Genomic DNA, 25,435 nt, shown 5'->3' with positions numbered 1-25,435 from the left:
GAAAAAAATCTTATTTAAAAAAAAATAGTTTCTATTTTGCGAATTTGAGAAACTTTTCCTTAGCTTCCTCGATTGTTAAAGGATAATCATCTTCCATATCAAAGCCTTCCGCTTCAAGTTGTTGGAATAATTCAGTAACAATAGGAACTTTCAAATTGGCTTTCTTAAGAATTTCAGGTTGTGAAAAAATCTCTTTAGGAGTGCCTTCAGCAATTAATAACCCATCTACTAAAACAAAAATCCTTTTTGCATAATCTGGAACCAAATCAACTTCATGTGTTGAAATAATTATTGTAATGTTTTCTTGGTTAAGTTCTTTTAATAGGTTAGTTAAGTTTTCAACACCCTGCGGGTCAAGTCCAGCAGTCGGTTCATCTAAAACCATGATTTCCGGTTTCATTGCAAGAATGCCTGCAATTGCAACTCTTTTCTTTTGACCTCCACTTAAGTGATGAGGTGCCTTTTTTTCAAATCCTGACATTCCTACACGAGCTAATGCCTCTTCAACTCTGTCCTGTACCTCTTCCATAGGTAAACCTAAGTTTAAAGGTCCAAAAGCAACATCTTCCTCTACTGTTGGGGCGAAGATTTGATCATCAGGGTTTTGAAAAACAATTCCAACTTTTTGTCTGAATTTAAGTAAAGATTTTTTATCATACTTTAACTCTTCCCCATCAATAAAGACTTTTCCTTCATCTGGTTTGTAAATGCCATTTAAATGTAAAAATAATGTTGATTTTCCTGCACCATTTTTTCCTACAAGTGCAACCATTTCTCCTTTTTCAATTTTTAAGCTAACGCCGTTAAGTGCTTGGTAATCTGCATTATAAGAGTATTTTATATTTTTAACTTCTAACATTAATTATCCCTCTTTTTTGGTGTATAAACAGGCAATTCGCCAGTATAACCTCTTGAATCAAGAGAATGTTGTAATGTTTCACTTTTATCAAGAGATCTTAAAAATATTGTACTTACAAGTGCACCTAAAGATTTAAATGAATTCCAATAGGAATTATAACCTAATCTTGTTTCTTGTGCTTTTTGCATTGTGTCTATTTCATTTAAGAATATAAATATTGAATTATACATTAAAAGTGCAATTTCAATGAAAATTTTTGGAACTTTTAGAGTGGCTAAACAATGCAATATTTTCGCAACAGGTGTTGTTAGAGCTAAAAAACCTAATAACGGCAAACATCCAGCTACTCTAAAGAATGTGTAAACACCATAATGTAGAGAATCTGTTGTAACTACAATACCCCACAATCCAGTTTCATAAATTACTTCCCCCTTTCCAAAGAAGAATATTAAAAAGAAACATGTTATAATAACAAATGCCATGGGAATAGTTAAAAATTTAAAATATGAACGGTAGCTTATTTTAGCTATTGCTAAAATTACAATAGACATTGCAATAAGGATAAAAATATCAAAATATAAATTATCAAGAGCCAATGTTAAAACTAACAAGAAAATTGTTAAAAACAATTTAAAATAAGGATTTGCTTCAGTTAGTTCATTATGATGCGCTATATAATCCATATCAAATTTCATAAAATCACTAAAAAAAAATAGAAAAAAGAGTAAAGAAGATTAATTATTCTTCTTTACCTTGTCCTCTCCAGTATCCAAAGAAGTAACCAATAATGATTGCCCCTATAGCTGCTTGAAGAGCGAATAATAAACTTTCAATTTCGCCACTAGGTGGTTCCCATATTGAAGAGAACCATGGTTTAAAACCAGATTGTTCTATAGCTTCACCAGCTGCATCATCAGAACCACCAAAGTATCCATCATCTTCTCCATGACCACTGAACATTACTAATGGTGCAATGAAGAGAATTATACAAACAACTGCTAATATTATTAATGTTGATGTTTTCATATTAATCACCTATGCTTCATTAGGAGCTAATGCACCGAGTTTGTTTAATAATTTAGGTTTGTAAGATTTTAATCTATCCCAAATAATTACAGTTAAAATACCTTCACCAATAGCCAATGGCACTTGAGTTACTGCAAAAATAGTTAAGAAGTTAGTTAATGAAGCTGCAAAACTAGGAGCAGGGAATGCGAAAGCTAATTGGAATGAAGTAGCTACGTAAGTTAATAAGTCACCTAAAAATGCTGCAAAGAAAATTGCAACAGTTGATGAAACATTAGCTTTAGTTAAACCTTTGTATACAATCCAAGCTATAATAGGACCTACGATACCCATAGAAACAATATTTGCACCTAAAGTGGTTAATCCACCGTGTGCAAGCAAAAGAGCCTGGAAAATAAGTACGATAGCTGCCAATACTGAGGTTACAGCAGGTCCGAATAATGCTGCACCTAATCCGTTACCACAAGGGTGAGAACAACTTCCAGTAACAGACGGTAATTTCAAAGATGATAAGATGAACATGAATGCTCCACTCACAGCAAGTAATGCTTTGGATTCAGGATTTTCATCTACGATTTTTCTAATTTGATAAATACCATAAGCAACGAATATTATTGCAACAACAAACCAAACAATACACCATTGTAATGGCAAATATCCTTCCATAATATGCATAAATTTTTTCCTCCAAATTTATATCAAAATAATTTGATAATCTTCTCAATCAAAACTTAAATTTAAATTAAAATTTTATAAAGTTCTATTGATAATACAATATTTTATTACTTATTACATATAAATATATTGTTTAATAATTTAAGAAAAATTAGGCGAACTTAAAAAATTATTAGTTAAAAAAAAGAAAGCTGATACTATGATTATAAAAAATAACTTAATTTTGGCTCTTGATGTAATGAATGAAAGAGATGCAATAAAAATTTGTGGCAATGTTAAAGACCATATTGACACCATTAAAGTTGGTTACCCACTAGCACTTGCTGAAGGACTTGAAATAATCACTAAATTAAAAGATAAATTTGGATTTAAAGTGATATGTGATTTTAAAGTAGCCGATATCAATGCAACAAACTCAAAAATATGCGACGAAACATTTAAAGCAGGAGCCGATGCAATAATTTGCCATGGATTTGTTGGAAAAGATAGTGTCCAGGCATGTTTGGATATGGCAGAAAAACACGAAAAAGAGTTATTTTTATTAACAGAAATGTCTCATCCAGGTGCTATAATGTTTTTACAAAAAAATGCCGATGAAATAGCTAAAATGGGTGTGAAAATGGGAATTAAAAATTATGTTGCGCCTGCTACAAGACTAGATCGTTTATCCGACATTAGAAATATTGTTGGAAAAGATGCATATATAATCTCTCCAGGTGTTGGAAAACAAGGAGGGGACGGTAAAAAAACATTAGAATATTCAAATGCAATAATCGTTGGAAGAAGCATATATGAATCAGACAATCCGAAACTTGCATGTGAAAATTTAATTAAATCACTTGAACAAAAGTAAACCTATTTTAATTAAGAAAAATAAAAGTATTAATGTTCTTTAGAACTTTATAAAAAATTATTAAATAGAGGCAGAAATATGGCATCAGAAGTAGGAAAATTAATTATGGAAACCATTCTTACTTTAATTACTACTGCATTTGCATTCGTTGCAGGTTTAGCATGGAATGAAGCAATTCAAAAATTAATTGAATCCGTTATCGGAGCTGGAGATGCTCTTCCAAGTTTATTCACTTATGCTATTGTAGTGACTATTGTAGCGGTAATTATTACCATATTACTCGCAAGAGTAGCTGGTAGAATGGGTATTGAAATTGAATAAATAAGAATTATAAATTAATTTTTTTAATTCCTTTTTTAACTTTTTTTTAATTTAAATTTTCAAAAACAATCGCTGCAATTTCATAAGCCACTTCAAAGAATATGAAGTAAATAAATACTGAAATATCAAATGCTCCGAAAACTCCAAGTAGAAATATTATTATTTTCATTACAAATCTATATTCAAAAAATAGATTTAAAAAAACATTATCTGAGATTTTAGAAATAGTTTCATGACCTACTTCATCTGAAAGTGCCGCTAGAATACAAGTTAATAAAATAACTAAACTTAAATCTGGAATTCCACATATCAGACAAATTATTATAAATACAATAAGTGTAATAATATGATGAATGCCATCAACTTTAAAGGCGATTAAATTACCTATCAGAATCGCCATAAACATGTAAGCTGATCCAGCATCACTTACAGTTGCAAAAGCTGAAACCAAACCACATAATATGCCATAGACACTGGCTAACAATACATCATGATTTACATCAAATAAATCATCTGAATATTTCATGAAAAATCCGGATAACAAGAATAAAATTGCTAAAATAATATAACTCATTTAATCACTTGAAATTTTATCTAAGGCCGCTGCATATATTAATGGGAAAATTACAGTTACATCTCCAACAACACTTGCTAGACTAGAACCACATCTTGCCTTAGCCCATGATTTGGCTTCTTCAAGAGGAGCACCTCCCAAACTACCCGCTTCTGGTCTGTCCATTGTAATTTGAATAGCAGCATCCAAACCGCCTTTTATAACATTAGATGCCAAGGTGTAGTGTTTAGTAAGACCTCCCCCTAAAAGGATTGCTCCAACTTTAGGAGCTTCGAAAACAATATCCGACAAATAATGCATATCGGCAACCGCATCAACTACAAAGTCATGATCCTGATTAAATATCCATAATTGCAAACCCATCATAGAATCAATCAAACCCGGAGCGAAAATAGGAATTTTATTTTCTGCAGCGGTTGCGACAAATGAAGAATCATCATCTATTAATAATCCGATTTCATAGAGCAGTTCCTGAATTGAAATATGGCTTTTAGTAGAGGATATATTATCAAATATCTTAATTATTTCACTTTCAAAAACAGTGAAATCATCGGATCCGACATTAATATCGGCAATTCTTCCGATACCCTCTTCATTTAGCTCTTCATCGTCTTTTCCTTCATGGCGATAATGTGCTCCTCCAAACGCTTCAAGCAAATCATGAGTAATATTTGCTCCACTAGATACAATTAAATCAACATGCCCTTCACGAATCATTTGAGTTACAATATTTCTCATGCCTCCAGGAATTAAAGGACCTCCAAGACTCATGAATACCTTCATTTCATCATCTTGAATCATATCGGTTAAAATATTACAAGCTCTTCCAACTCTGCCTGCACCTAAAACACCGGATTTATCAAATTGGCTAACTAAATCAGATATTTTCATATCTTGAGCAACATTTATTTGGTTAACTTTCATTAAATCACTTAATTAGTAATAATTGGGAATTGTTTTAAATTTGTTATGCTGTCAATTAAATCTGTTCTTGTGACAATTCCGAGTAAAACCTGATTATTATCGGCGATGATTAATCTAGAAATAGATTTTTTAAGCATTACCTCAATAGCATTTGCTATCTTTAAATTTTCATTAACAATAACTACATTTGTTGACATCAAATCACCAACAGTACTCTCTTCTTCATCATTAGCTATTGCATTTACCAAATCAGTTAAAGTAAACACGCCCACTACCTTATCGTCTTTAATAACCGGTGCGCCATCAATTTTATTTTCAGATAATTTTTTCGCCGCATCTTTAATAGAGCAATCTACAGTGAATGAGATTACACTACGACTTGCAATATCTCCAACAGTTAATTTAGGGATGCTTCTTATGGTTGTTGTATCAACCAACAAGATATTGTCCATATCATCTCTACCGACGATTGTACCTAGTACCCCCAAGTTATTAACAGGTGTGGGGCCGATTCTTATTTCATCCCCCAAATGCAAGTTCTTAATACTTCCTAAAACTTTTATTGCGGCTTCACATTCGGTAGGTTGAGGGATACTTGTAAACTCGATTTTGGCAACAGAAATATCATCCAATCTTTCACCATTTATATAAATAGGAACAGTAGAATCATTATCAGAAACTGAAATATTTAAAGCATGATATGCCTCAATTGTTGGCTTATATCCTCCTCTGGGACCGGGAACTCCTTTAACTAAACTTAAACTTCTTAAAGATTGCATCTGATTGCGAATCGTACCTGGATTCCTACTCATAACTTCTGCAATATCTTCACCCTTAATAGACTTACCCTTAGAAGATTGATATAAATTAATTAATGTTTGTAAAATTTCTTTTTGAACAGATGTTAACATGTTTTATCCCCATTAAATAAAATAATGTAACTATTTATGTTAAGCATACTTTATAAATGTTAATGAATTATAATGATATTTAAATTTTACAAATGAACAGTTAATAAAAAAAATAATAAAATATGTAAAAAAGTATAAAAAATAAAAATTAGTTGTGATATAATTCACAACTTTCTCTATTTAAAGCATGTTTGTGAAAATGCATATGTTTTATTCCATTTTCAGTTTTAATTTCATCCAATATCTCAATACCTTCATGAGAATGAGTGTGCTCACCATCATTGTGATAGTGATAATGATTATGTTCTACATTTTCTGAATCGATTTTTTTAATTGAATCATCAAAATGCCTGTCATACAACAATGCTGCATTTAAAACTACAAGACATGACCCTGCATTGTGAACAATTGCTCCTGTAACTGGATTCAGCAAACCAAGAATAGAGCATATAATTGCCAATGCATTAATTGTCATTGAAAGTGCAATATTTACCTTAATTGTAAATAATGTGGAATTGGACAACTTTTTAAGATAGGAGATTTTTCCTATATCATCACCTAAAAGAGCAATATCTGCTGCTTCAATAGCTACATCACTTCCAACAGACCCCATAGCTACACTTACATCAGCAGTTTTAAGTGCAGGTGCATCATTAACACCGTCACCAATCATGCAGACTTTTTTATCTTCACTTTTAAGTTTTTCAATCCATTCAAGTTTTTCTTCTGGAAGTAAATTTCCATAAACTTTACCAATTCCCACCTGTGAAGCAAAATAATTAGCAGTTTCCGCATTATCTCCTGTAAGCACTACAGTTTCAGTACCTAATTCATGTAACTTATCAATCATGCTTTTAGAATCTTCACGAATTACATCAGACAAACCAATTAATCCAACAATTTGGCCATTTAATGCAATGATAATTGAAGCTTTCCCTTCGTTTTTTAGTGCATCCAAATAACTATCCACATCAACATCGATTTTATTTTCCAATAAGAATTTGGAGTTTCCAGCATATATACTGCCGTAAGAATTTAGACATGCAACACCCTTTCCAGGATACATTTTAAAGCTTTGGGGCTCTTCAATATCAATTTTCGCTTCATGAGCCTTATTGACAACTGCTTTAGCTAATGGATGCTCACTTAATTTCTCACATGATGCAGCAATCTTAAGCAAATCAAATTCATTTAAATCAACATTTACAGATATAACATCAGAAACTTCCAAATCCCCATAAGTTAAAGTACCAGTTTTATCGAATACCAAAGTATTTAATCCACCTAAGGTTTCTAAAGCTTCACCAGACTTTATTAATACCCCATATTTTGTTGCCTGACCAATAGCGGCCATGATTGCTGTTGGTGTAGCAAGTATCAGTGCACATGGACAGAATACTACTAAAACAGTCACTCCCCTTTCAATATTGCCAGTTGCCAACCATGCAACAATAGCTATCATTAATGCAACAGGAACTAACCAAGTTGCCCATTTATCTGCAATTCTTTGGGTTGGAGCTTGTTTTTCATCAGCAGATTTTACAAGATCAATTAATTTTTGAAGTGATGAATTTTCACCTAAACTTGTAGCTTCAATATCAATAGCTCCATACATATTCATGGTTCCACAAAATACTTCATCACCCATTCCCTTATCAATCGGTAAAGATTCTCCAGTCATAATTGATTGGTCAAGTGAAGAAGCGCCATTTATTATCTCCCCATCAACAGGTACACTTTCACCAGGAAGTATTCTTAAAGTATCCCCAATTTTTATATCTTCAACAGGAACAACTTTTTCAACTCCCCCAACAATTTTCCTACCTGTTTGCGGAGTTAAATCAATAAGATTCCTTAAACCTTTTTTAGCTCTTTTAACAGTCCAATCTTCTAATAATGCTCCTAATGCCATAATCCAAGCAACTTCTCCGGCTGCAAATATTTCACCAATGAAAAGTGAAGCTACCATAGCTATTGCAATAAGTAATGCTGAAGAAATCCATCTTTCACGGATTAATCTTGTTAAAGCTAAAAGTAACATTGGAATACCACTTATAATTACTGTTCCCCATGCCGGGTTTAAGTAAACTGGTGTGTCAATTCCAAAAATCATGAAAACAATTGCAATCAATAGAAATATACCTGAAATAATAGTCATATTTAATCCAAATAATAAATCTGTTATTTCATCAATCACATTAACACCCTCTTTAGTATTACTTTTTTTGAATTTATTTAAATACTCAGTATTACTTAAAATTTTTTTAAAGGTAACCCCACCAATAAGGAAACAATTAAAAAAAATCAAAAAGTAATTACTCACAGCCAAAAAGTATTACTTTTTTTGAATTTATTTAAATACTCAGTATTACTATTATTAATTATAAAAAAAGGAATATATAAAGTTTGACCTTGTAGAAATCATGACTCTTTCAAAAACTTGTGTGATTTCACTTTAAATAATTTTTCATTTAAAACTTTTATTTATATGAAGGCAACTTTAATAATCTAATGCCAATAAATCGTTTATATTGAAATAATAAAAATTTTGGAAGTTTAAGATAAAATAACCAGATTTTTGAAACTTACGAAGCTACTCCCATTACAGCAATCCAGAAATTCTTCTTAAGAATATCCGACACAAGAATGATAAATTAAGCAGCGAATAAATATCCAAAATACAATGCACAATACCATCCATGAGACAATTAAAATCATATAAATCACATTATATATTATCAGACATATCATCTGATTCAGAAAAAACCTAATATAATGCATAAATGAAAAACAGATGCATTTGACCAAATACTTTTAAAAAAATTGCGAAAACCGGACATTATATGCTAAATAGCACAACCTTCTGGAAGGTCATATGCAAGAAAGATAAATGTAGAACACACAGTATTTGTAATAAAAAGAAGATTCAACTATAGTAGAAGCACAACACTTCAACATGAAAAAACAAAGCTCAAAGAAAAGTTTAATCTAATAGAATAATTAAGGTTTCATTGCCAAATCCATTATACTGAATGCACCTCCTTTTTTTCTAGGAGACGGAGCTCCCATTCCAAAAGCAGAATGAGCAAATTCTTTATTCATTCTTTTAGAAACATCATTGAAAATCATTTTATATGCGGTGCATTGAGGGTCAACAGCCTGTGGAGTTTGATATGCAACAATAGCATTGTAAGGACATCCCCCTTCACAATATTTAACATGCCTGCATTTTTTACAGTTTTCATCAACATATTCTCTGAATTCCTGAAGTTTTGCCCATGCATCTGATGACTTTAAATCATCGAAACTAGGATTTGTGGCAACATTGCCTAAAACATACTCCGGCATTCCCACAAAACGATAGCAAGGATAAATTGAACCGTCAAAACCTACAGCCAGTGTAGTTCCAATACAATCAGCGAAAGTGCATAAAGTACCTCTTCTTCTAAGTGAGCTTCTGCAGATATGATCCAAATCCATTATTGTAAATTTATCTAAGTCATAAAGGTATTTATCCAACCAATCGATTAAGAGCTTTCCATGTTCCTCCTGATCAAGTGCCCATGGATCTGCATTATCTCTCCTTAGAGAAGGTAATGCGGCATGAATCTTTAAATTCATTTTTTCTCCTTTGAAAAAATCATATAATTCATCAGAGAAGTCTTTAGAATAATCAGTTACTGTTAAGACAAAGTTAATGATTAAACCTTTGCTTTTAGCTAATTCATAATTATGCATAGTTTTATCATAGTAACCTACTCCCCTTTGAAAATCATTAATTTCCTTTGGCCCGTCAATACTTGTACTTACAACTACATTGTATCTAAGGAATAAATCAATTAACTCCTCTGTCAAAAGCCAAATATTGCTTTGAAGAGAAAATCCTTCAAAATTATCCAAGCTTGAAAGTTTTTCTAAAGCATATTCATAAAAGTCATAACCTGCAAGGAGAGGTTCTCCACCATGGAATGTGAAATGAACTTTATCATCCCTAAAATCAACTAACCAATCAGCAATTTGGTCAATAATTGCAGTATCCATCATTTCTTTTTTATGTTCAGAACCCCAGCAATATTTGCATCTTGATGGACAGTTAAGGGTAGGAATAACCATTACATGAAATGTCATTTTTATCCGTAAATTTTATTTAATTCCATTAATAACTTTTTCTTTTCATCAGGATCCATTTCATCATTTACGAAAAATATGTAACCACATTCTTCACATTTTACAGTATCCATCTCAGCATGAGCCCTGTGATTATCTAATAATTTTCTGTGAGCAATCTTATCCTTTGAACCACATTTAGGACATGGTGCCAATAATTCCTCGAGTTTCATTTTTCCACCTTAATAATACTTTTATTTTTAAAATATATAACTTTATATAAAAATGAAATTAACGATTTAAAAATTTAATTACATGTTTATAAATCGGAAACCCAACATTCATTACAAAAGAAAGTGCAAATTTGCTTCCGGGAAATTCAAATTCCTTTTCAACTTTTTTAAGCTCCTTTATAATGTCTAATTTTTGAGGACATTTCCTTAGACATTTTCCACAGCCATTACATTTACCCGCATTGCCTGCATTTCCCATGATTCCTCCAACATACTGATAATAGTCAAGGAAAGACTGATTGATTAATCCTTTATGGCCAAATAGATATTTTTCATTGTAAATTTTCATGCATTCAGGAATATTGACTCCTCTAGGACAGGGCATACAATATCCGCATATTGAACAATTAATCCTTAAAGAATTTCTCATTACTCTTTTAACAAGTTCGACTGTTTCCATATCCTCAAAACTCATAGATAATGGAGGAGTATTATCGGCTACTTTTAAATTCTCTTCAATTTGCTCAGAACTATTCATTCCAGACAGCACGCAAGTAACATTGCGATTATTCAAAACCCATTCTAAAGCCCATTCAGCATTACTTTTATTAGGGTTTGCCTTTTTAAATATTTCTTCAGCTTCAGCAGGCATTTTTCCAGCTAAAATTCCGCCTTTCAATGGCTCCATTACAAAAATTCCCAATCCTTTTGATGCAGCATGCTCGATTCCTTCCATGCCGGCTTGGATATCCTCATCAAAGTAATTATACTGAACCATTACAGCATCCCAGTCAAAACCATCAACAATTAATGGGAATTCTTCTTTTGGACCGTGATATGAAAAACCGACATATTTTATTTTACCTTCCCTTTTAGCTTTAGAAATAAATTTAAATAAATCTTTTTTAAGTAATCTATTAACAACCTTTAAATCAACTGCATGAATAAAATAATAATCAATACAATCCCTCTGAAGGCGATCAAGCTGTTCTTCTAAAAATTTCTCCATATCCTCGTATTTTCTAACATTGATTGTAGGCAATTTTGTGGAAATTTTAACATCAGCATGCTCGTCAGTGAGAATTTCACCTAAAAAGCTTTCACTATCCCCATATAAATAAGCAGTATCTATAAAATTAACTCCCCTATCAATAGCCTGATAAATCAATCCTTTTGCTTTAGTCCTGTCAATTTTACCATGTTTTAATGGCAATCTCATAGCTCCAAATCCCAATGGGGAAATTTCTTCACCTGTCTTTAGAATAATTCTATTCTGCATAGTTATCTTTTAGTTATCCTAATAAATTTATCTTTAACAATTTTTAAAAGTACGCCTACACCATGACTGACCGGCCCTTTAGTAGATGAGTTTTCAACATCATACTTAACTGTTATCGGAACTTCAAGAATCCTTAAATTATTTTCAGCTGCATCAGCAATCATTTCACTTTCTATTCCAAAACCGGGATCTCTAAATTTATAGCAAAAAATAGTATTGCCCCGAAATGCTCTAAATCCACTTTGTGAATCAGTTACACTAGTTCCCGCCGTAACATTAGTAGCAATATCCAATACTCTTTGACCTACACGCCTATAAGCCGGAGTATTTTCTTCAAATCCGTCAATATACCTACTGCCATTTACAAAATCAGCACGGCCTTCTAAAATAGGCTTAACTAAATCAGGTATTTCCTCTGGATTATGTTGTCCATCACCATCAATAGTTACAACAACATCATAGCCATCGACATTGTTAAAAGCATCTTTAAGTGCAACACCTTTTCCAAAATTAGTAGGATGTTTTATAATAGATGCACCAGCATTTTTAGCTATTTCAGAAGTATTGTCCTTACTTCCATCATCAACTACTAAAACATCATCAGCATATTGGAGTGATTTCTCAACAACACCTCCAATAGTTGCCTGCTCATTAAATGCAGGAATAACAACAATGGTTTTCATTTTATTCTATTCTATAATAAAATTTCATCCATTCAACAGTTCTTTTAATACCTTCTTCAGGTGGAACTTGAGGATTGTGTTTTAAATCACGAATAGCTTTTGAAAAATCAATAGTTTTAACTTTTGTTGTGAATTCTTCAGCAGGAGTATAAGCAACTAATGAATCATCAACACCAACAGCATCCAAAACCATATCAGAGTATTGTTTGATATCCCTTTCCCATTCTTGTTTACTTCCAACATTGTAAACTTCCCCAGGAATAAAATTATCAACAATATTTGCAAAAGTTCTTACAGTATCTTCAACATAATCGATGATTCTTTTATGACCCATGTGAACAGAATAAGGAAGCCCATGTAAAGCTTTATAAATAAAAATTGGGATAAAACCCTTATATGGAGAATAAGCTTCATGAGGACCATAACAATTAACCGGCCTTACACGTACTGTTTCAGTTCCAAACATAGTAGCTGAATTCATACACATTAACTCTCCAGCCCATTTTGAAATAGCATAATCATTCATTTGGTAAGTTTGGGAAATAGGTATGTTTTCCATGACATCTTCACTCATAATTCCTTCATAATCCCCATACACTTCAGCTGAGGAAAAAGAAATCATTCTAAATCCTAATTTTTCTTGAAGTTTAATCATGTTTTTTAAACCAACTACATTGGTTTCCCAAAGGTTTTCGTAATATCCCTCACCGTTCCATCTGCCGTATTCAGCTGCTAAGTGGTAAACATAATCAAATTTATCATTATCCTCAAAAATTCGTTCCATTTGACGATAATTCCTCACATCTCCCCTTACATAATCCGAATAAGAATCAGAGTATAAATCAGCTTCACCTTCATGGTGAAGTAAATCTACAGCCAAAACTTCATGACCTCGACTTCTAAGTTCATTACAAAGGTTTGTTCCGATAAACCCACTTCCTCCAGTTACTAAAATTCTTTGAGTTTCCATATTCACTCCTCATTTATCATTTCTTTCATGTAATTAATCAGATCCTCTTTAGATTCCGGATCATACATTGCAAATTCAATAGAAGTTTTTAGCCATTCGAATCTATTACCAATATCATAAGTCTTTCCTTCAAAGGTTACACCATAAATAGCGTCTAATTTTTGAAGTGCATCAGTTAACTGGATTTCACCACCAACGCCAGGTTCAGTTTCATCGATTTTATCAAAAATATCCGGTGTCAAAACATAACGCCCCATAATAGCAAGATTAGATGGTGCTTGATGAGCTAATGGCTTTTCCACTAATTGTTCAATATTATAAACATTATCTTCAACTTCCCTTCCTTTAATGATGCCATATCTTTCCACTTTTTCTTTTGGTACAGCTTCAAGGGAAATAGCTGAAGCGCCGTATTTTTCATGAACGTCCATTAATTGTTTGGTGCATGGAGTTGGACCTTTAGTAATTGAATCTCCTAAAAGTACTGCGAATGGTTCGCCACCGACATGTTTTTTAGCACAGTAAATAGCATCTCCAAGACCCCTTTGTTCCTTTTGCCTTACATAACAAATATCCGCCAAATCAGTTATGGCTCGAACTTGCTTTAAACGGTCATCTTTACCTGCGCTTTGAAGGGTTTGCTCAAGTTCAAATGATTTGTCGAAGTGGTCTTCAATTGAACGTTTGTTTCTACCTGTTACTATTAAAATATCATCAATACCTGAAGCTACTGCTTCTTCAATAACATACTGAATAGTGGGTTTGTCATAAACTGGCAACATTTCCTTAGGTTGTGCCTTTGTAGCAGGTAAAAATCTAGTTCCAAAACCTGCTGCGGGAATTACAGCTTTCATAATTATCACCATATAAAGTTTAATTATCTATAGATTTTAATTTAATAAGATAAATAAGTTATGAAAAAAGAAAGTATAAAAAAATAGTAAATTATAGTTATTTTTTAACTATAATTCTGTTTTTATTTGTTAAACCATCATGCATGGTTTTAATAGTGTATTTTCCAACTTTAAGATTTTTAGGTAGTTTAAATATGGCTACTCCTTTTTTATTGGTTTTTATTTTATAGAGTTTGCCCTTGAATTTGACTTTAACTAATTGAGTGGAAGATTTTTTATCCTTAAAATTTAGAACCTTAACCTTGAATTCTGCTGATTTCTTAACTTTTTTGAAAATATCTTTAGTTATCAAAGTGGTTTTAACAGTTATCTTATTTTTGACTTTAACATTGGCAAATTGAGTAGTGATTTTATATTTTCCAGGTTTTAAGTTTAATTTTAAAGTTGCATAACCTTTTTTATCAGTTTTAACCTTATAAGTTTCCCTGTTTAGTGTAAATTTAACATATTTGCCAATGGCCAATTTTCCATCCGCTCCATAAACACGAATTTTAAAATGCCTAGATTGCTTATAATATTTTTTTAGGTTCCCAGATACAATTTTTGTCTTTGGAACAATTCTGACTGTGATTTTACCATCCTTATAAACAACCTTTATAAAACCGTCCTGATTGGCTTTTATAGATACGGCATTTGGAGTATCAAATACAGTAAAATTTGAAAAAGAACCGTTTTCATAAAGCAAAAAGCTTCCATTAACCACAACAGTTTTACCTTTAGTTATAAATCCTTTATCATATGTCACATTCAAAACGATCCAATTTTTTAAATTATCAATTTTAGAAATAGGAGCATTTCCCAATATATCTCCCCAGAAATTATAGTCAGCAACTACATCTCCATAAATTGAATTTATACCATTAGAAGATATTAAAAATGAATAGGATATGTTTCCATTCTTACCTAACCATATTAAGTCTTTTGAAAAAATTGAACCTGCATTGAAGAATTTTGAAAATCGAATTGTGCCGTTATCCCCAAACCAAGAGACTGCAGCTCCACTCCAAGCATGGTTGTAATAAAATTGACTTTCTAAAATTCTGCCAAAATCACCTCTCCAACAGATTGCTCCACCACTGTTAGGATAACCAACATTATTGTTTGTAAAAATACATTTAAAAACAGTGCCGTTTGTACCATTCCAAACAATAGCTCCACCTTCATTGGTTTTTGCACCTACTGGTCTCTGAATATGTATATGGACAATAATTCCATTTTTATCGATGTATTTTTTATCCTCAACAAATGGGTCATCTTCTATTCCCTGTCCAGTGTTGCCAGTGAAGTTACAATTTTCCATAACTCCATTTGCTCCATTCCAATAGATTGCTCCGCCTCCGACATACTTTATATAGTATTTTCCATAGGCATTGCCATTAATAAAGTTAATATTTCTAATTACCACATCACAGGCAGTAATATTAAAAATTCTTGACAGGTGATTACCATTCAAAGTATAGCCATTGCCATCAATAGTGATTGATTTGTTTATTAAAATACCTTTATTTGCACCGTCAACGTATTGATAATCATTTGTTAGTGTTAAAATACCTCCTTCAGGAGTATTATCAATTAACCGAGCTAACACGTCAAATGAATCAGCATAATTAATTTCATACCGTGTGTCAACAGCCAACTTATTACAATAAACAATTGAGGTATTCACACAGTTGTTGAATAAATCCTTTGGAGAGTTATTTGTAAAAGTAGAATTGCATATAATCGCTTTATCAGAATTTAAGTCTATTGCACCGCCAAAATCCCCACAGCTATTGTTTTCAAATTTGGAATTTAAAATTTTAATATTGCGAGCAAATTTAACTGAAATGGCTCCTCCTGAAAATCCGCAGCGATTATTTTCAAAATTACAATGATTGATTGAAATATTTTTCCCCTTTAAACATATTGCTCCACCGTCATTGTTTACAGTCGCAATGTGAATTTGATGAGGATCAAATCCTTCACCACAAGTCAAGCTTAAATCCGCACCAGTAACAGCAGAGTTGTTTTTAAAATTACAATCGGTAATGACACCATTGGTTCCACCCCAATAAACTGCTCCACCACCAGATACAGCAGAGTTATTGGTGAAATTACAGTTTGCAAGTATTCCATTATCCCCCCACCAAGAAATAACTCCACCTGCAAGGCCATCTGCTTTTGAATTGACAAAGTTAATGTTTTTGATTACCACATTATCTGCTTTAACCCAAAATACTCTTGAAACATCGGGAGCATCAATTGTATGATTATTCCCATCAATAGTAATCGATTTCTCAATTACAATATGTTTTTGGGAAGTATTGGTTAACCGATAATCTTTTTCTAAAATTAAAGTGTTATTTTCAGGAGCAAGATTAATTTGACTATCTAACTCATTAAAATCAGTAGTATTCAACTCATCAGCACTAATAATCGGAGCGCAAATTAATATTAAAGACACTACTGCTAGAACAAATGTTAATTTTTTATACAAAGTATCACCTTTAAAAATATATAAAGTATATTTGATTAAATCATAATATAAATGTTGTCTCTTTCAAAAACTTGTGTGATAAATAGTTTTTTCGATTAATCTATTCCTTTAAAATTTTCAAAACAACTGATTAATTAGCTTTAAATTATAAAAATAACTCCAAAGAAAAAGTTTTAATAAAAAACTTGCAGATATTTAAATAACCTAAGTTTTTGAAAGATCCGAAAAATAAGTTCAAGTAGTGCGGGGGACGGGACTTGAACCCGCGAAGGGACTGACCCACTAGGCCCTCAACCTAGCGCCTTTGACCGCTCGACCACCCCCGCATAAAACAAAAGTAGTTATTAAAAATTATGTTTATTAAGTTATATAAACTTAACGATTTTAAATTAATATTATGGAAATTTCCATAATTTTCTCATTTTTTAAATCTTCAATTAAGTTGCTATCAAGATCACATGCCGCTTTATCGGCTCTAATCATCAATGTACGTGAGCATGTATAATCACTGGTTCTACAAACAATATCCGTCTGATGAGTTAATGTTAAATCTTCATGACCATATCCATTTATTTCATCATGACCGTTTTCTGTATCCAATATAACTTTAATTTTAGTATTGGAGTTAGCTATTTTATCCTTAAACTCCTGTGGGAAGTTCAACATTGAACTATCTGCACCAGTGCCAATAATACAATCTGCAGTCGGACCAATTTCAGCATCTTTTGTTATCTCAAAAGTAGATTTGTGAAGTGAAGTTACATTTTTGTGACCTTTACTTTTAAGTTTGAAAATCATGATTAATAATTGGTTAGAAAAACTAATAAAATTTTTCCTACTGAATGCTTAAAAATTCAGTTGATTATTTTAATAGTTTTTGATGAAAAATATAAAATAAAAATATGTATTTTTAATTAAATAAAACATTATTGAAAAAAATGGGACATAGCATAGAGTTAATCTACCATGGAAAAATAAAAATGAAAAATTTTAACAAAACTTAATTTATAACTTTAATGGTCTTAGCTATTTTAAATTTTTTGCCATATTTATATACTATTTTATAATTACCAACTTTATATGGTATATTAAGGACAATTATAGCATTTCCTTTCTTATTAGTTTTAGAAGTGTATTTTTTGCCTTTGAATTTAAAAGTAATCTTTTTACCTTTAAGGATTTTGCCTTTTTTATTAACTAATTTGACTGCATACTTAATTTTTTTACCTTTTTTAACTTTGAAATTATCAGTGATTATGATTGATTTGACCATGATTTTATTGGATACTGAATATTTATTATAAGTAGATTTAATAGTATGTAAACCAACCTTTAAATTAATTACTAGAGAAGCATAACCCTTTTTATCAGTTTTAACATTATAAGTTTTTCCACCTACTTTAATTTTCACACAAACTCCAGCACCAACATGTTTGCCATCATGACCATAAGCACGCACCTTATAAACTTTTTTAGCACCCCAATATTGGATTATGTCCTTATTTTCCACCAAATAATTATAGATAAATATTTTATTAGTAACCTTTTCACCGGTAACCGGATTTACAGTTGATATTATGTAACTTCCAGGAGCAAAATTAATATTTAATCTGGAAATACCATTTGGCAATGTTTTTGTGGTAAACGTTTTGGTGCCAATTTTAAAAGTAACTTTGGTATTCGCTAGAACCTTCCCATTTGAATCACAAAATACGGCAAAATATTGTGTTCCACTTCCATATAGCTTAACAACATCAATTCCTTCAACAGTTGGGAATATCATGACATTTGCACTGGCATTTGCAGATTTGTACTTAGTAGTTTCATTGAAATAAACATATGCTGTGTAATTTCCGGATGTCAAATTTAAAATTAAATAAGCTTTTCCAGAAACATCTGTTGTGAGTTTATAATTTTTATTATTAATGATTACAAAAACATTCTCTCCACTTAAAACCTTTCCCTTAGCGGATACAAGAGAAATAGTTAATTTTTCACTACCTTTATAAAACATTTCAATATCGCTAACCGTGACATTAACGTCTAATAAATTGTCACTCACTTCAAAATTGCCCTCACAGTAACTTGAAGAATAATTATCATCACCTTCAAAAGTCCCGCTATATGTATAACTGCCCTCATTTAATTTGCCAATTACAAATGTTAATGCACCATTTCTAATTGTAACAGAGTAAGATTTTGAGTTAACAATTAGTTTAATTGTTGCATTTAACTTTTCACCTTCACTTGACACTAATGTAATTTTTGCAATTATCCTATCGTTTAATCCAACATCATTTATTGAAACATTCAAAATAGCTTTTTTCTGAGTAATGTTTAAAATAAATGTAGTATTTGATGGGCAATAATTAGAATCTCCCTTGTATTTTGCAATTACAGTGTATGAACCGGTTTTTAAAGGTGAAATATACCAGTTTGCAGTTGAATCAACAATCACCTTATCTCTTGGAGTATAATATCCCAACATACTAAAACTAACAACACCTGTTGCATTAGTGCTTAAATTAGCATAGATTCTGATATTTTCTCCTAAATATGCTCCTTTAGTATATAAAACAATTGTTGAATTTGCTTTTTGAACTTCAAATGAGGTAACATTGGCTGAAGATATATAATAATGATTTCCCAAATAATTTGCAGATATATTATATTTTCCTGCATTTAATCCCGTGAAGCTCCATTTTGCAATTCCATTTTTGATTTCAACATCTTTAATTAAATGTCCCACACTAAATCTCACAGTTCCAGTTGCATTTGTATCTAAAATAACTATTGCAGCTAAATTTTCACCATAATGAGCATTGTTAATTTTTAAAACAACATTAGAATAAGAAGATTTTACATAAAATACTGAGGATATGGTGAAATTATTGTAATTTTTATCTCCCCCATAACTAATTACAAATGAGTAATTACCCTTTTGAAGACCAGACAATTTTATAGAAACCTGTGAGTTATTAATATATTCTCTATAAACTGTCCCATTAACAACGAATGTTATTTCGCCTGTAGCATTTCCAAGATTACTTAATGAAATGATTTGATCCATTTCAGGAGTTACATCATTTGCAACTAAATTATAACTAGCGTCTGCCTTTTTAACTATGAAAGTAGTTAAAACTTCATTTGAACTAAATAAATCATTTGTATAAATAGCTTTAAGAGTGTATGAACCTGCATCAATTCCGGATAAATTAAATACGGCAGTTTTATTTACAATATTTACACTGACATTTAAAATGCCATCTATTATGAAATTAACTTTACCTGAGATTCCTTCATCAAAACTGGCTTTAAACTCTCCATTTTCACCATAGATTATATTTTTACTAGTTAAATTAAATTTAATGTCCTTTACAGTTATGGTATTATAAATTGTTGTGTTTTTATAAGTTGTAGCTATACTATATTCCCCACTAGGCAAATTCAAGTTAAACTCTGCAAATCCATGGCTATTAGTGGTAACATTATAAGATTTGCCTTCAAAAGTAATTGTTAGAGTTCTGCTTGGTAAAGGAACACCATTTACTTCCAGCAATCTTACCGTATAATTAAAATCATTATATTGCCATCCGGTGACGTTTTTTCCTATAAATACAAACTCATCAGCCACGCCAATTGTGGTATTCCAGTTACAACCATAGTGATACTTATCACCATCATAATAAACATAGATATAATTGGTTCCCTTATAATAATTAACATTGAATGTAGCTTTTCCACCTGTAAGGTTTAATCTGTATTCTTTATAGTTAATATAAACTCCCACGACTCCAGTGCAATTATTTGGAATACATTCAACAGTTATTGTTCCATTTAATTTATTTTCATCATAATTTAGCTTCACGTTTAAACTGGAATTTGCTTTTAATACTTTAAATGTTGCTGAAGCATTAGATGGGTAATATTTTGAATCACCCTTAAATAAAACCATCACATTATAAGTTCCACCTGTAAGATTTGATAAACTAACCGTGGTTGTTGCATTATCCAAATTAATTGTTGTATTAAAATTATTTATTATTAAAGTCGCTTCACCCCTTAGTGAATCTGGTGAAACTATGACTTTAATTGTGACGTTTTCACCGACATAAACATCTTCAACACTTAGATTTAAAGCTGAAACATATTTATTGACTTTTAAAACACCACTTGCATTAAACGATTTATAATACATGGTTTCAACAAATTCAACAGTGATTTTGTATTCCCCTTCAGCAAAGTTGCTTAATGAAATAGTAGTGTTGCCATTGTATAGATAAACTATTTTTTTGCGAACTCCGTTAATATACAAAAAAGCCTGACCTTGAACCCCTTTTGGAAGTAATGTAACTATCACCCTTCCTTTTTGATCAATATATATTTCCGGAATTGTTAGGGACATGTTAACATCTTGTTTTTCAACATTAACTGTTTCATTGTTAAATGCCTTAAAATAATCGTCATTTCCATTATATCTTACCTTAACAATATGCTTTCCCGGAACTAAATTTGAAACAGTGATGTTGGCTTTTCCATTTGTTAAACTAACTGTATATACATTATCATTAATAATTACAGAGACATTGCCCTCTACAACACTTGAATCATGACTGGTAACTTCAATATTAATGTTTAAATCATCACCATAAGTTATATTATTATCGCTGGCAATGTTTACATCAGTGTAAATTTTACCAACATCAACAATTACGCCTTGAGAAAAAGACCCTATGCTTGCGGTAACAATCCATGAACTTTTAACTTGACTGTGATTGAATATGAATGAGGTTTCACCACCGGTCAATGCTTTTACAATGTTATCCGGCATGAAAGTCACGTTAAATATAGGCAATAACTCAATTTTAGGCAAAACATTACTGCTACTTGACCAGAATGCAGAAATTTCAACATCATCTCCAATGTCAAGTTTTGTATAATCCGGTATTAAATTAAATATTAACCAAGAATTAACTAAGTCAACATTAATTCTATTTAAATCAGTGAATGGATTTTCATTTGTACCCCACCAATTATAATCAAGGCATAACTCATCACCAGAATAAATATAAACATCTTGTGAGATGCCTTCAAATCCTAAATTATCCGTAAATGCATTATAAGTTAAATTTAAATTTCCACAATTGTATATGTTAGGAGATCCTTTATATGCTGACATTGGTGTTTGATAATGTGCAGTATTATTTCTAAATATGTTGCCATATGCTGTAAAGTTTCCTGAGTTATAAATAGAACCAAACATGGTGTCGAAGCTTGCTCTTTTAATATGATTATTTTCTATTTTCGAATTCGTCAAGATTAATTCTCCGGCATTATAAATAGCCGAACCCTTACATTCTTGAGCAGTGTAGGAGTTTGTAATGACACTTGAATCAATGACAGCATATCCATCGTTACCAATACCTGCACCATAACCAAAATCAACGCTTTTTGATTTATTTAAAACTGAACTGTTGATTAATAATCTTCCTTTATTATAAACACAACCGCCATATGACAATAATCCTGATGTAGATAATGCAGTATTATTTTCAAAATAAGAATTCAATATAGTCAAATCACCAAAATTACTAATTGCCCCACCGTAAATACTCTCGTCAATTGTATCATAATATAAGACATTATTTTTAAAGGTACAATTATCAATTACCACATTTGAATTTTTAATGTCAATAGCTGCCCCATAAACCTGATGATTATAATGCACAGAATAAGAATTTGGAGATTTATAAGCATTAACGAACTGTATATTTTTAAATGTGACAGTTATATTATCTGAAACAATAAATAAATAGTTTTTATTTTTCCCATCAATAATCGTGTTTCCAGAACCTATGAAATTTAAAGATTTGGTAATGTTCAACCTAGTATTTTCCAAACCACTATAAGTTCCGTCAGCTAAATAAATATTGTCATCACCACCGGATATTGAAATAGCCTTGGAGATTGTTTTAACAGAAGATTCATTTGAAAATCCATTATTTGAATCCAACCCAAATATGGCATCAACATAAATAGAATTTTGATTTTCACCTAAAAGGTCTAAACTATCCTCTGTTTGATTAACATTAACATTATTTGCACTTACAGCAGATATTGTTAATAAAACTAAAACAATGAAAGTTATTAATACCAATTTATTAAATTTCAAATTAAATACCTCATTTATTTTAATTTTAACTTTATAAATTATAATTTATCGTTGATAGATATAGTTATATAATAACAAGGTATTTAAAAGTATCATAAAAATTAAAAATAAAAAAAAGAGAAAATCAGTCAAAAATGACTAATTTTATTTAAAATTTAATTTTTTCCGTCTAAGTCCAATAACAAATAATATCAGCATAGGTATAATGAAAAATACTGATGGAATAAATTTATTTATCTCGTTTTTCTCATCAATTTCATAAATCTTTTTACTGACACTTGAAGACTCGCCAGTTGAAGATTCATCAACACTTTTGGTTGATTTAGATTGACTTGCAATTGATTCACTTCCGGAATCGGATGGGGAATCATCAGAATTATTTGAATCAGCATTAACCTTATGACCATTATAGGAAGTGTTATTAACTTTACCACTTTGAGTATTGGAGTTAATATAGTTCATAATCAATTCCTTTAAAGACATGATGGTCTTGGTAGAATTCCCATTTCCATCATTATTACCCTGAGACTCGCCATTGTGTTGATTATTGCCATTTTCCTCAATAGGTATCACCCAACCTTCTTCACCCTCATGACTTCCAGATTGATTAGAAGATCCCGGAATTAAAGGATTGTAATGATGATTATTTGTATCTTCATCACTGGAAATTTGACTGCCGTCAATATTATTTGAAATATCATTATTATTAGTTGGATTATAATTAAATTCCTCTCCGTTATCAACATTATTTTCATGATTAGCAAAATAATTAAATGCGGAAATTACCGGATTATTGTAAAATTCCATATTTTTATGAGCGGACAAATCTCCATATTTATATCCATTGGTGTTATTTGCCTTAGGATTATAAGTTACTAATAAATTATTAGCTACTGTTGAATTAACAGAACTTAATAAATTAACTGAATAATAACCATCACTGAATACAGTATTGTTTTGAATATCATATTGGTGGTCTCCAGAAGTACTTTGATGATAACTAACCCCATATAAATTATCATTAATTGAAACATCACCAACACTGTGAACTTCAATTATATTATGTTGAATTATAGAGTGAGTATCTTGTGATTCAATACCTGCCACTAAAGCCCATTCATGTGTACCTGCTAAACCTGTTACATTGATTTTATTGTATGTAATTGATAATGAAGTTGCACCATAGAAGTTTTGTGAATAAACACCAATGTTTGGACCATTGGAAAATGAATACAAATCATTATGAGTTATATTTACATTAGCAATAGGACCTGTGATTTGAATCGGATATGCAGTACCAGCAGCTAACTTACCTCCAGTTGTGATAATTGAAATATTATTACCAATAACTGTCAGATTTTCCAAATTATAAATATCCAATCCATAAAGATAATTATCTACTCCCGGAAATGTTAAAAAGTCAGACATGTAGATAGAGTTATTAGCTATTAATGAATTATGAGACTTAGATATTAACATTGTATCTAAAGATGGATATGCACATTGAGGGCGTTTATTAACTTCAGATATTAACTTATTTCCTACAAATGTTAGGTTATCACATCCGCCAATTCCAACAGTCAATACTAAATCAGAAGCAAGTTCTGCACCATTTGCGCCAAATATAATATCTTTAAGAGGCAAAGCTGATGAAATCGTGTTATTTGCAACTAAAGCATTATCACAATCTACTATTTTTAAAGCACAATTATAAACCTTTACATTATTATTATGTCCTTCAAAATTAATGCTGCAATTAATCATGCGAAGATTTTTAACAGCTCTGTTGCCTATTCCTTCTACATAAACACCATATGCTTGAACATTAGTCGGAACAACATAATTAATATTAAGATTAATCAAATTTGCATAATCTGAATAAACTAAAACACCCGCATAATCATTATTTGCAAATTCACTATCAAGATCGATATTTAAATCAGACAAAGTAATATTTTTTGCTTCTAAATTAAATACGCAATTTTTTAAGGAATATCCCATACCTTTAATAGTTACATTGTCTGCATTAATTGTTAATTTACCTAAATTTTCAAAATTCTCAGCAAAAATTACTGTTTTGCCATTAAATCTTGATTTTAAAACACCACTATCAAAATAATCATCAATATTCTTTGATGTGACATATACGGTATCATCAACTACCAAATCAGGTTCATCGGGAATTTCTTCATCAATAGAATTTAATACAGTGCCATTAGCAATAGTTGAAACTTTTTCAATGCTTACTCCTTCTAATGATGAATTATCATCAATTTCAGTAGCTGAAAGTGAAGAAATACTCAGAACACCATATATAATTATTAATCCCAATATCAATTTCCAATTTAAACCTATATTTTTCACCCCCTTCAAAAGTTTTACTCTTTTCAGAGATTTTAAAAATATATTTTTAAAAATCACTTAAAGGCAATAGAGTATATATAAAAATTAGTTTATA

20 protein-coding genes and 1 tRNA gene are annotated in these 25,435 nt (G+C 31.0%); 2 read left to right on the top strand and 19 right to left on the bottom strand.

Annotated elements, in window-relative coordinates; all coding sequences use genetic code 11:
- Positions 1-31 precede the first annotated feature (31 nt).
- From Q9969_RS01390 to cbiM, 4 genes are read right to left on the bottom strand one after another with little or no spacing between them, the layout of a single operon-like run.
- Positions 32-859, bottom strand: coding sequence for an ATP-binding cassette domain-containing protein (locus Q9969_RS01390; protein WP_305553607.1), 828 nt, complete (start codon positions 857-859; stop codon positions 32-34).
- On the bottom strand, positions 859-1,554 hold the full coding sequence (gene cbiQ, locus Q9969_RS01385) for a cobalt ECF transporter T component CbiQ (protein ID WP_305553604.1): 696 nt from the start codon (positions 1,552-1,554) through the stop codon (positions 859-861). Before cbiQ ends, Q9969_RS01390 begins: the two co-directional genes overlap by 1 nt.
- 43 nt (positions 1,555-1,597) lie before the next feature.
- Positions 1,598-1,885 carry an energy-coupling factor ABC transporter substrate-binding protein gene (locus Q9969_RS01380; RefSeq protein ID WP_305515777.1) on the bottom strand — a complete coding sequence of 96 codons (288 nt, stop codon included), beginning with the start codon at positions 1,883-1,885 and terminating at the stop codon, positions 1,598-1,600.
- A gap of 9 nt (positions 1,886-1,894) precedes the next feature.
- A complete protein-coding gene (gene cbiM, locus Q9969_RS01375) occupies positions 1,895-2,560 on the bottom strand; it encodes a cobalt ECF transporter S component CbiM (protein WP_305553600.1) in 666 nt (221 codons plus the stop codon).
- Positions 2,561-2,759: 199 nt separating this feature from the next.
- Here cbiM and pyrF point away from each other — a divergent pair, with 199 nt between their 5' ends.
- Together pyrF and Q9969_RS01365 are read left to right on the top strand one after the other, a co-directional pair.
- The gene (gene pyrF / locus Q9969_RS01370) at positions 2,760-3,413 is read left to right on the top strand and encodes an orotidine-5'-phosphate decarboxylase (RefSeq protein ID WP_305513167.1); all 654 of its coding nucleotides are present in this window, start codon (positions 2,760-2,762) and stop codon (positions 3,411-3,413) included.
- Positions 3,414-3,491: 78 nt separating this feature from the next.
- The gene (locus tag Q9969_RS01365; RefSeq protein WP_305553597.1) at positions 3,492-3,734 is read left to right on the top strand and encodes a DUF5654 family protein; all 243 of its coding nucleotides are present in this window, start codon (positions 3,492-3,494) and stop codon (positions 3,732-3,734) included.
- 46 nt (positions 3,735-3,780) lie between these two features.
- Here Q9969_RS01365 and Q9969_RS01360 read toward each other — a convergent pair whose 3' ends face one another.
- From Q9969_RS01360 to Q9969_RS01290, 15 genes are all read right to left on the bottom strand, one after another.
- Entirely contained in the window at positions 3,781-4,308 is a 528-nt protein-coding gene (locus Q9969_RS01360; RefSeq protein ID WP_305553594.1) for a hypothetical protein, read from the bottom strand.
- The gene (locus tag Q9969_RS01355) at positions 4,309-5,232 is read right to left on the bottom strand and encodes a deoxyhypusine synthase (protein WP_305553591.1); all 924 of its coding nucleotides are present in this window, start codon (positions 5,230-5,232) and stop codon (positions 4,309-4,311) included. It abuts the gene before it with no gap.
- Between the two features lie 8 nt (positions 5,233-5,240).
- Positions 5,241-6,143: a CBS domain-containing protein gene (locus Q9969_RS01350; protein WP_305553588.1), complete on the bottom strand. Its 903-nt coding sequence runs from the start codon at positions 6,141-6,143 to the stop codon at positions 5,241-5,243.
- Positions 6,144-6,291: 148 nt separating this feature from the next.
- The gene (locus Q9969_RS01345; protein ID WP_305513156.1) at positions 6,292-8,340 is read right to left on the bottom strand and encodes a cation-translocating P-type ATPase; all 2,049 of its coding nucleotides are present in this window, start codon (positions 8,338-8,340) and stop codon (positions 6,292-6,294) included.
- 803 nt (positions 8,341-9,143) lie between these two features.
- A complete protein-coding gene (locus Q9969_RS01340) occupies positions 9,144-10,271 on the bottom strand; it encodes a TIGR04083 family peptide-modifying radical SAM enzyme (protein WP_305553585.1) in 1,128 nt (375 codons plus the stop codon).
- 2 nt (positions 10,272-10,273) lie between these two features.
- A complete protein-coding gene (locus Q9969_RS01335) occupies positions 10,274-10,483 on the bottom strand; it encodes a TIGR04165 family Cys-rich peptide (RefSeq protein WP_305513153.1) in 210 nt (69 codons plus the stop codon).
- 58 nt (positions 10,484-10,541) lie between these two features.
- Entirely contained in the window at positions 10,542-11,762 is a 1,221-nt protein-coding gene (locus Q9969_RS01330) for an aldo/keto reductase (RefSeq protein ID WP_305513151.1), read from the bottom strand.
- A 2-nt stretch (positions 11,763-11,764) separates the two neighbouring features.
- A complete protein-coding gene (locus Q9969_RS01325; protein ID WP_305513149.1) occupies positions 11,765-12,445 on the bottom strand; it encodes a glycosyltransferase family 2 protein in 681 nt (226 codons plus the stop codon).
- 1 nt (position 12,446) lies between these two features.
- A complete protein-coding gene (locus Q9969_RS01320) occupies positions 12,447-13,415 on the bottom strand; it encodes an NAD(P)-dependent oxidoreductase (RefSeq protein ID WP_305513147.1) in 969 nt (322 codons plus the stop codon).
- A 2-nt stretch (positions 13,416-13,417) separates the two neighbouring features.
- Positions 13,418-14,269 carry a UTP--glucose-1-phosphate uridylyltransferase GalU gene (galU, locus tag Q9969_RS01315; RefSeq protein ID WP_305513145.1) on the bottom strand — a complete coding sequence of 284 codons (852 nt, stop codon included), beginning with the start codon at positions 14,267-14,269 and terminating at the stop codon, positions 13,418-13,420.
- Between the two features lie 97 nt (positions 14,270-14,366).
- Positions 14,367-16,805: a hypothetical protein gene (locus Q9969_RS01310; RefSeq protein ID WP_305513144.1), complete on the bottom strand. Its 2,439-nt coding sequence runs from the start codon at positions 16,803-16,805 to the stop codon at positions 14,367-14,369.
- Positions 16,806-17,047: 242 nt separating this feature from the next.
- A tRNA-Leu gene (locus Q9969_RS01305) sits at positions 17,048-17,131 on the bottom strand.
- 58 nt (positions 17,132-17,189) lie between these two features.
- Positions 17,190-17,603 (bottom strand): DUF371 domain-containing protein, encoded by a 414-nt coding sequence (locus Q9969_RS01300; protein WP_305553582.1) that lies wholly within the window; start codon positions 17,601-17,603, stop codon positions 17,190-17,192.
- A 202-nt stretch (positions 17,604-17,805) separates the two neighbouring features.
- Positions 17,806-22,977 carry an Ig-like domain repeat protein gene (locus Q9969_RS01295; protein WP_305553579.1) on the bottom strand — a complete coding sequence of 1,724 codons (5,172 nt, stop codon included), beginning with the start codon at positions 22,975-22,977 and terminating at the stop codon, positions 17,806-17,808.
- Positions 22,978-23,121: 144 nt separating this feature from the next.
- The gene (locus tag Q9969_RS01290; RefSeq protein ID WP_305553576.1) at positions 23,122-25,341 is read right to left on the bottom strand and encodes a right-handed parallel beta-helix repeat-containing protein; all 2,220 of its coding nucleotides are present in this window, start codon (positions 25,339-25,341) and stop codon (positions 23,122-23,124) included.
- Positions 25,342-25,435: the final 94 nt, after the last annotated feature.

The organism is Methanobrevibacter sp. V74 (assembly GCF_963082495.1).
Classification (GTDB): domain Archaea; phylum Methanobacteriota; class Methanobacteria; order Methanobacteriales; family Methanobacteriaceae; genus Methanocatella.
The sequence above is the reverse complement of the archived record's forward strand: the minus strand, read 5'-3'. Positions and strand labels throughout refer to the sequence as shown.

What these genes read in the sequence shown, in the direction of transcription:
- Q9969_RS01390 (WP_305553607.1), bottom strand. Translation starts at nt 859, where the DNA reads ATGTTAGAAGTTAAAAATATAAAATACTCTTATAATGCAGATTACCAA.
- cbiQ (WP_305553604.1), bottom strand. Translation starts at nt 1,554, where the DNA reads ATGAAATTTGATATGGATTATATAGCGCATCATAATGAACTAACTGAA.
- Q9969_RS01380 (WP_305515777.1), bottom strand. Translation starts at nt 1,885, where the DNA reads ATGAAAACATCAACATTAATAATATTAGCAGTTGTTTGTATAATTCTC.
- cbiM (WP_305553600.1), bottom strand. Translation starts at nt 2,560, where the DNA reads ATGCATATTATGGAAGGATATTTGCCATTACAATGGTGTATTGTTTGG.
- pyrF (WP_305513167.1), top strand. Translation starts at nt 2,760, where the DNA reads ATGATTATAAAAAATAACTTAATTTTGGCTCTTGATGTAATGAATGAA.
- Q9969_RS01365 (WP_305553597.1), top strand. Translation starts at nt 3,492, where the DNA reads ATGGCATCAGAAGTAGGAAAATTAATTATGGAAACCATTCTTACTTTA.
- Q9969_RS01360 (WP_305553594.1), bottom strand. Translation starts at nt 4,308, where the DNA reads ATGAGTTATATTATTTTAGCAATTTTATTCTTGTTATCCGGATTTTTC.
- Q9969_RS01355 (WP_305553591.1), bottom strand. Translation starts at nt 5,232, where the DNA reads ATGAAAGTTAACCAAATAAATGTTGCTCAAGATATGAAAATATCTGAT.
- Q9969_RS01350 (WP_305553588.1), bottom strand. Translation starts at nt 6,143, where the DNA reads ATGTTAACATCTGTTCAAAAAGAAATTTTACAAACATTAATTAATTTA.
- Q9969_RS01340 (WP_305553585.1), bottom strand. Translation starts at nt 10,271, where the DNA reads ATGACATTTCATGTAATGGTTATTCCTACCCTTAACTGTCCATCAAGA.
- Q9969_RS01335 (WP_305513153.1), bottom strand. Translation starts at nt 10,483, where the DNA reads ATGAAACTCGAGGAATTATTGGCACCATGTCCTAAATGTGGTTCAAAG.
- Q9969_RS01330 (WP_305513151.1), bottom strand. Translation starts at nt 11,762, where the DNA reads ATGCAGAATAGAATTATTCTAAAGACAGGTGAAGAAATTTCCCCATTG.
- Q9969_RS01325 (WP_305513149.1), bottom strand. Translation starts at nt 12,445, where the DNA reads ATGAAAACCATTGTTGTTATTCCTGCATTTAATGAGCAGGCAACTATT.
- Q9969_RS01320 (WP_305513147.1), bottom strand. Translation starts at nt 13,415, where the DNA reads ATGGAAACTCAAAGAATTTTAGTAACTGGAGGAAGTGGGTTTATCGGA.
- galU (WP_305513145.1), bottom strand. Translation starts at nt 14,269, where the DNA reads ATGAAAGCTGTAATTCCCGCAGCAGGTTTTGGAACTAGATTTTTACCT.
- Q9969_RS01300 (WP_305553582.1), bottom strand. Translation starts at nt 17,603, where the DNA reads ATGATTTTCAAACTTAAAAGTAAAGGTCACAAAAATGTAACTTCACTT.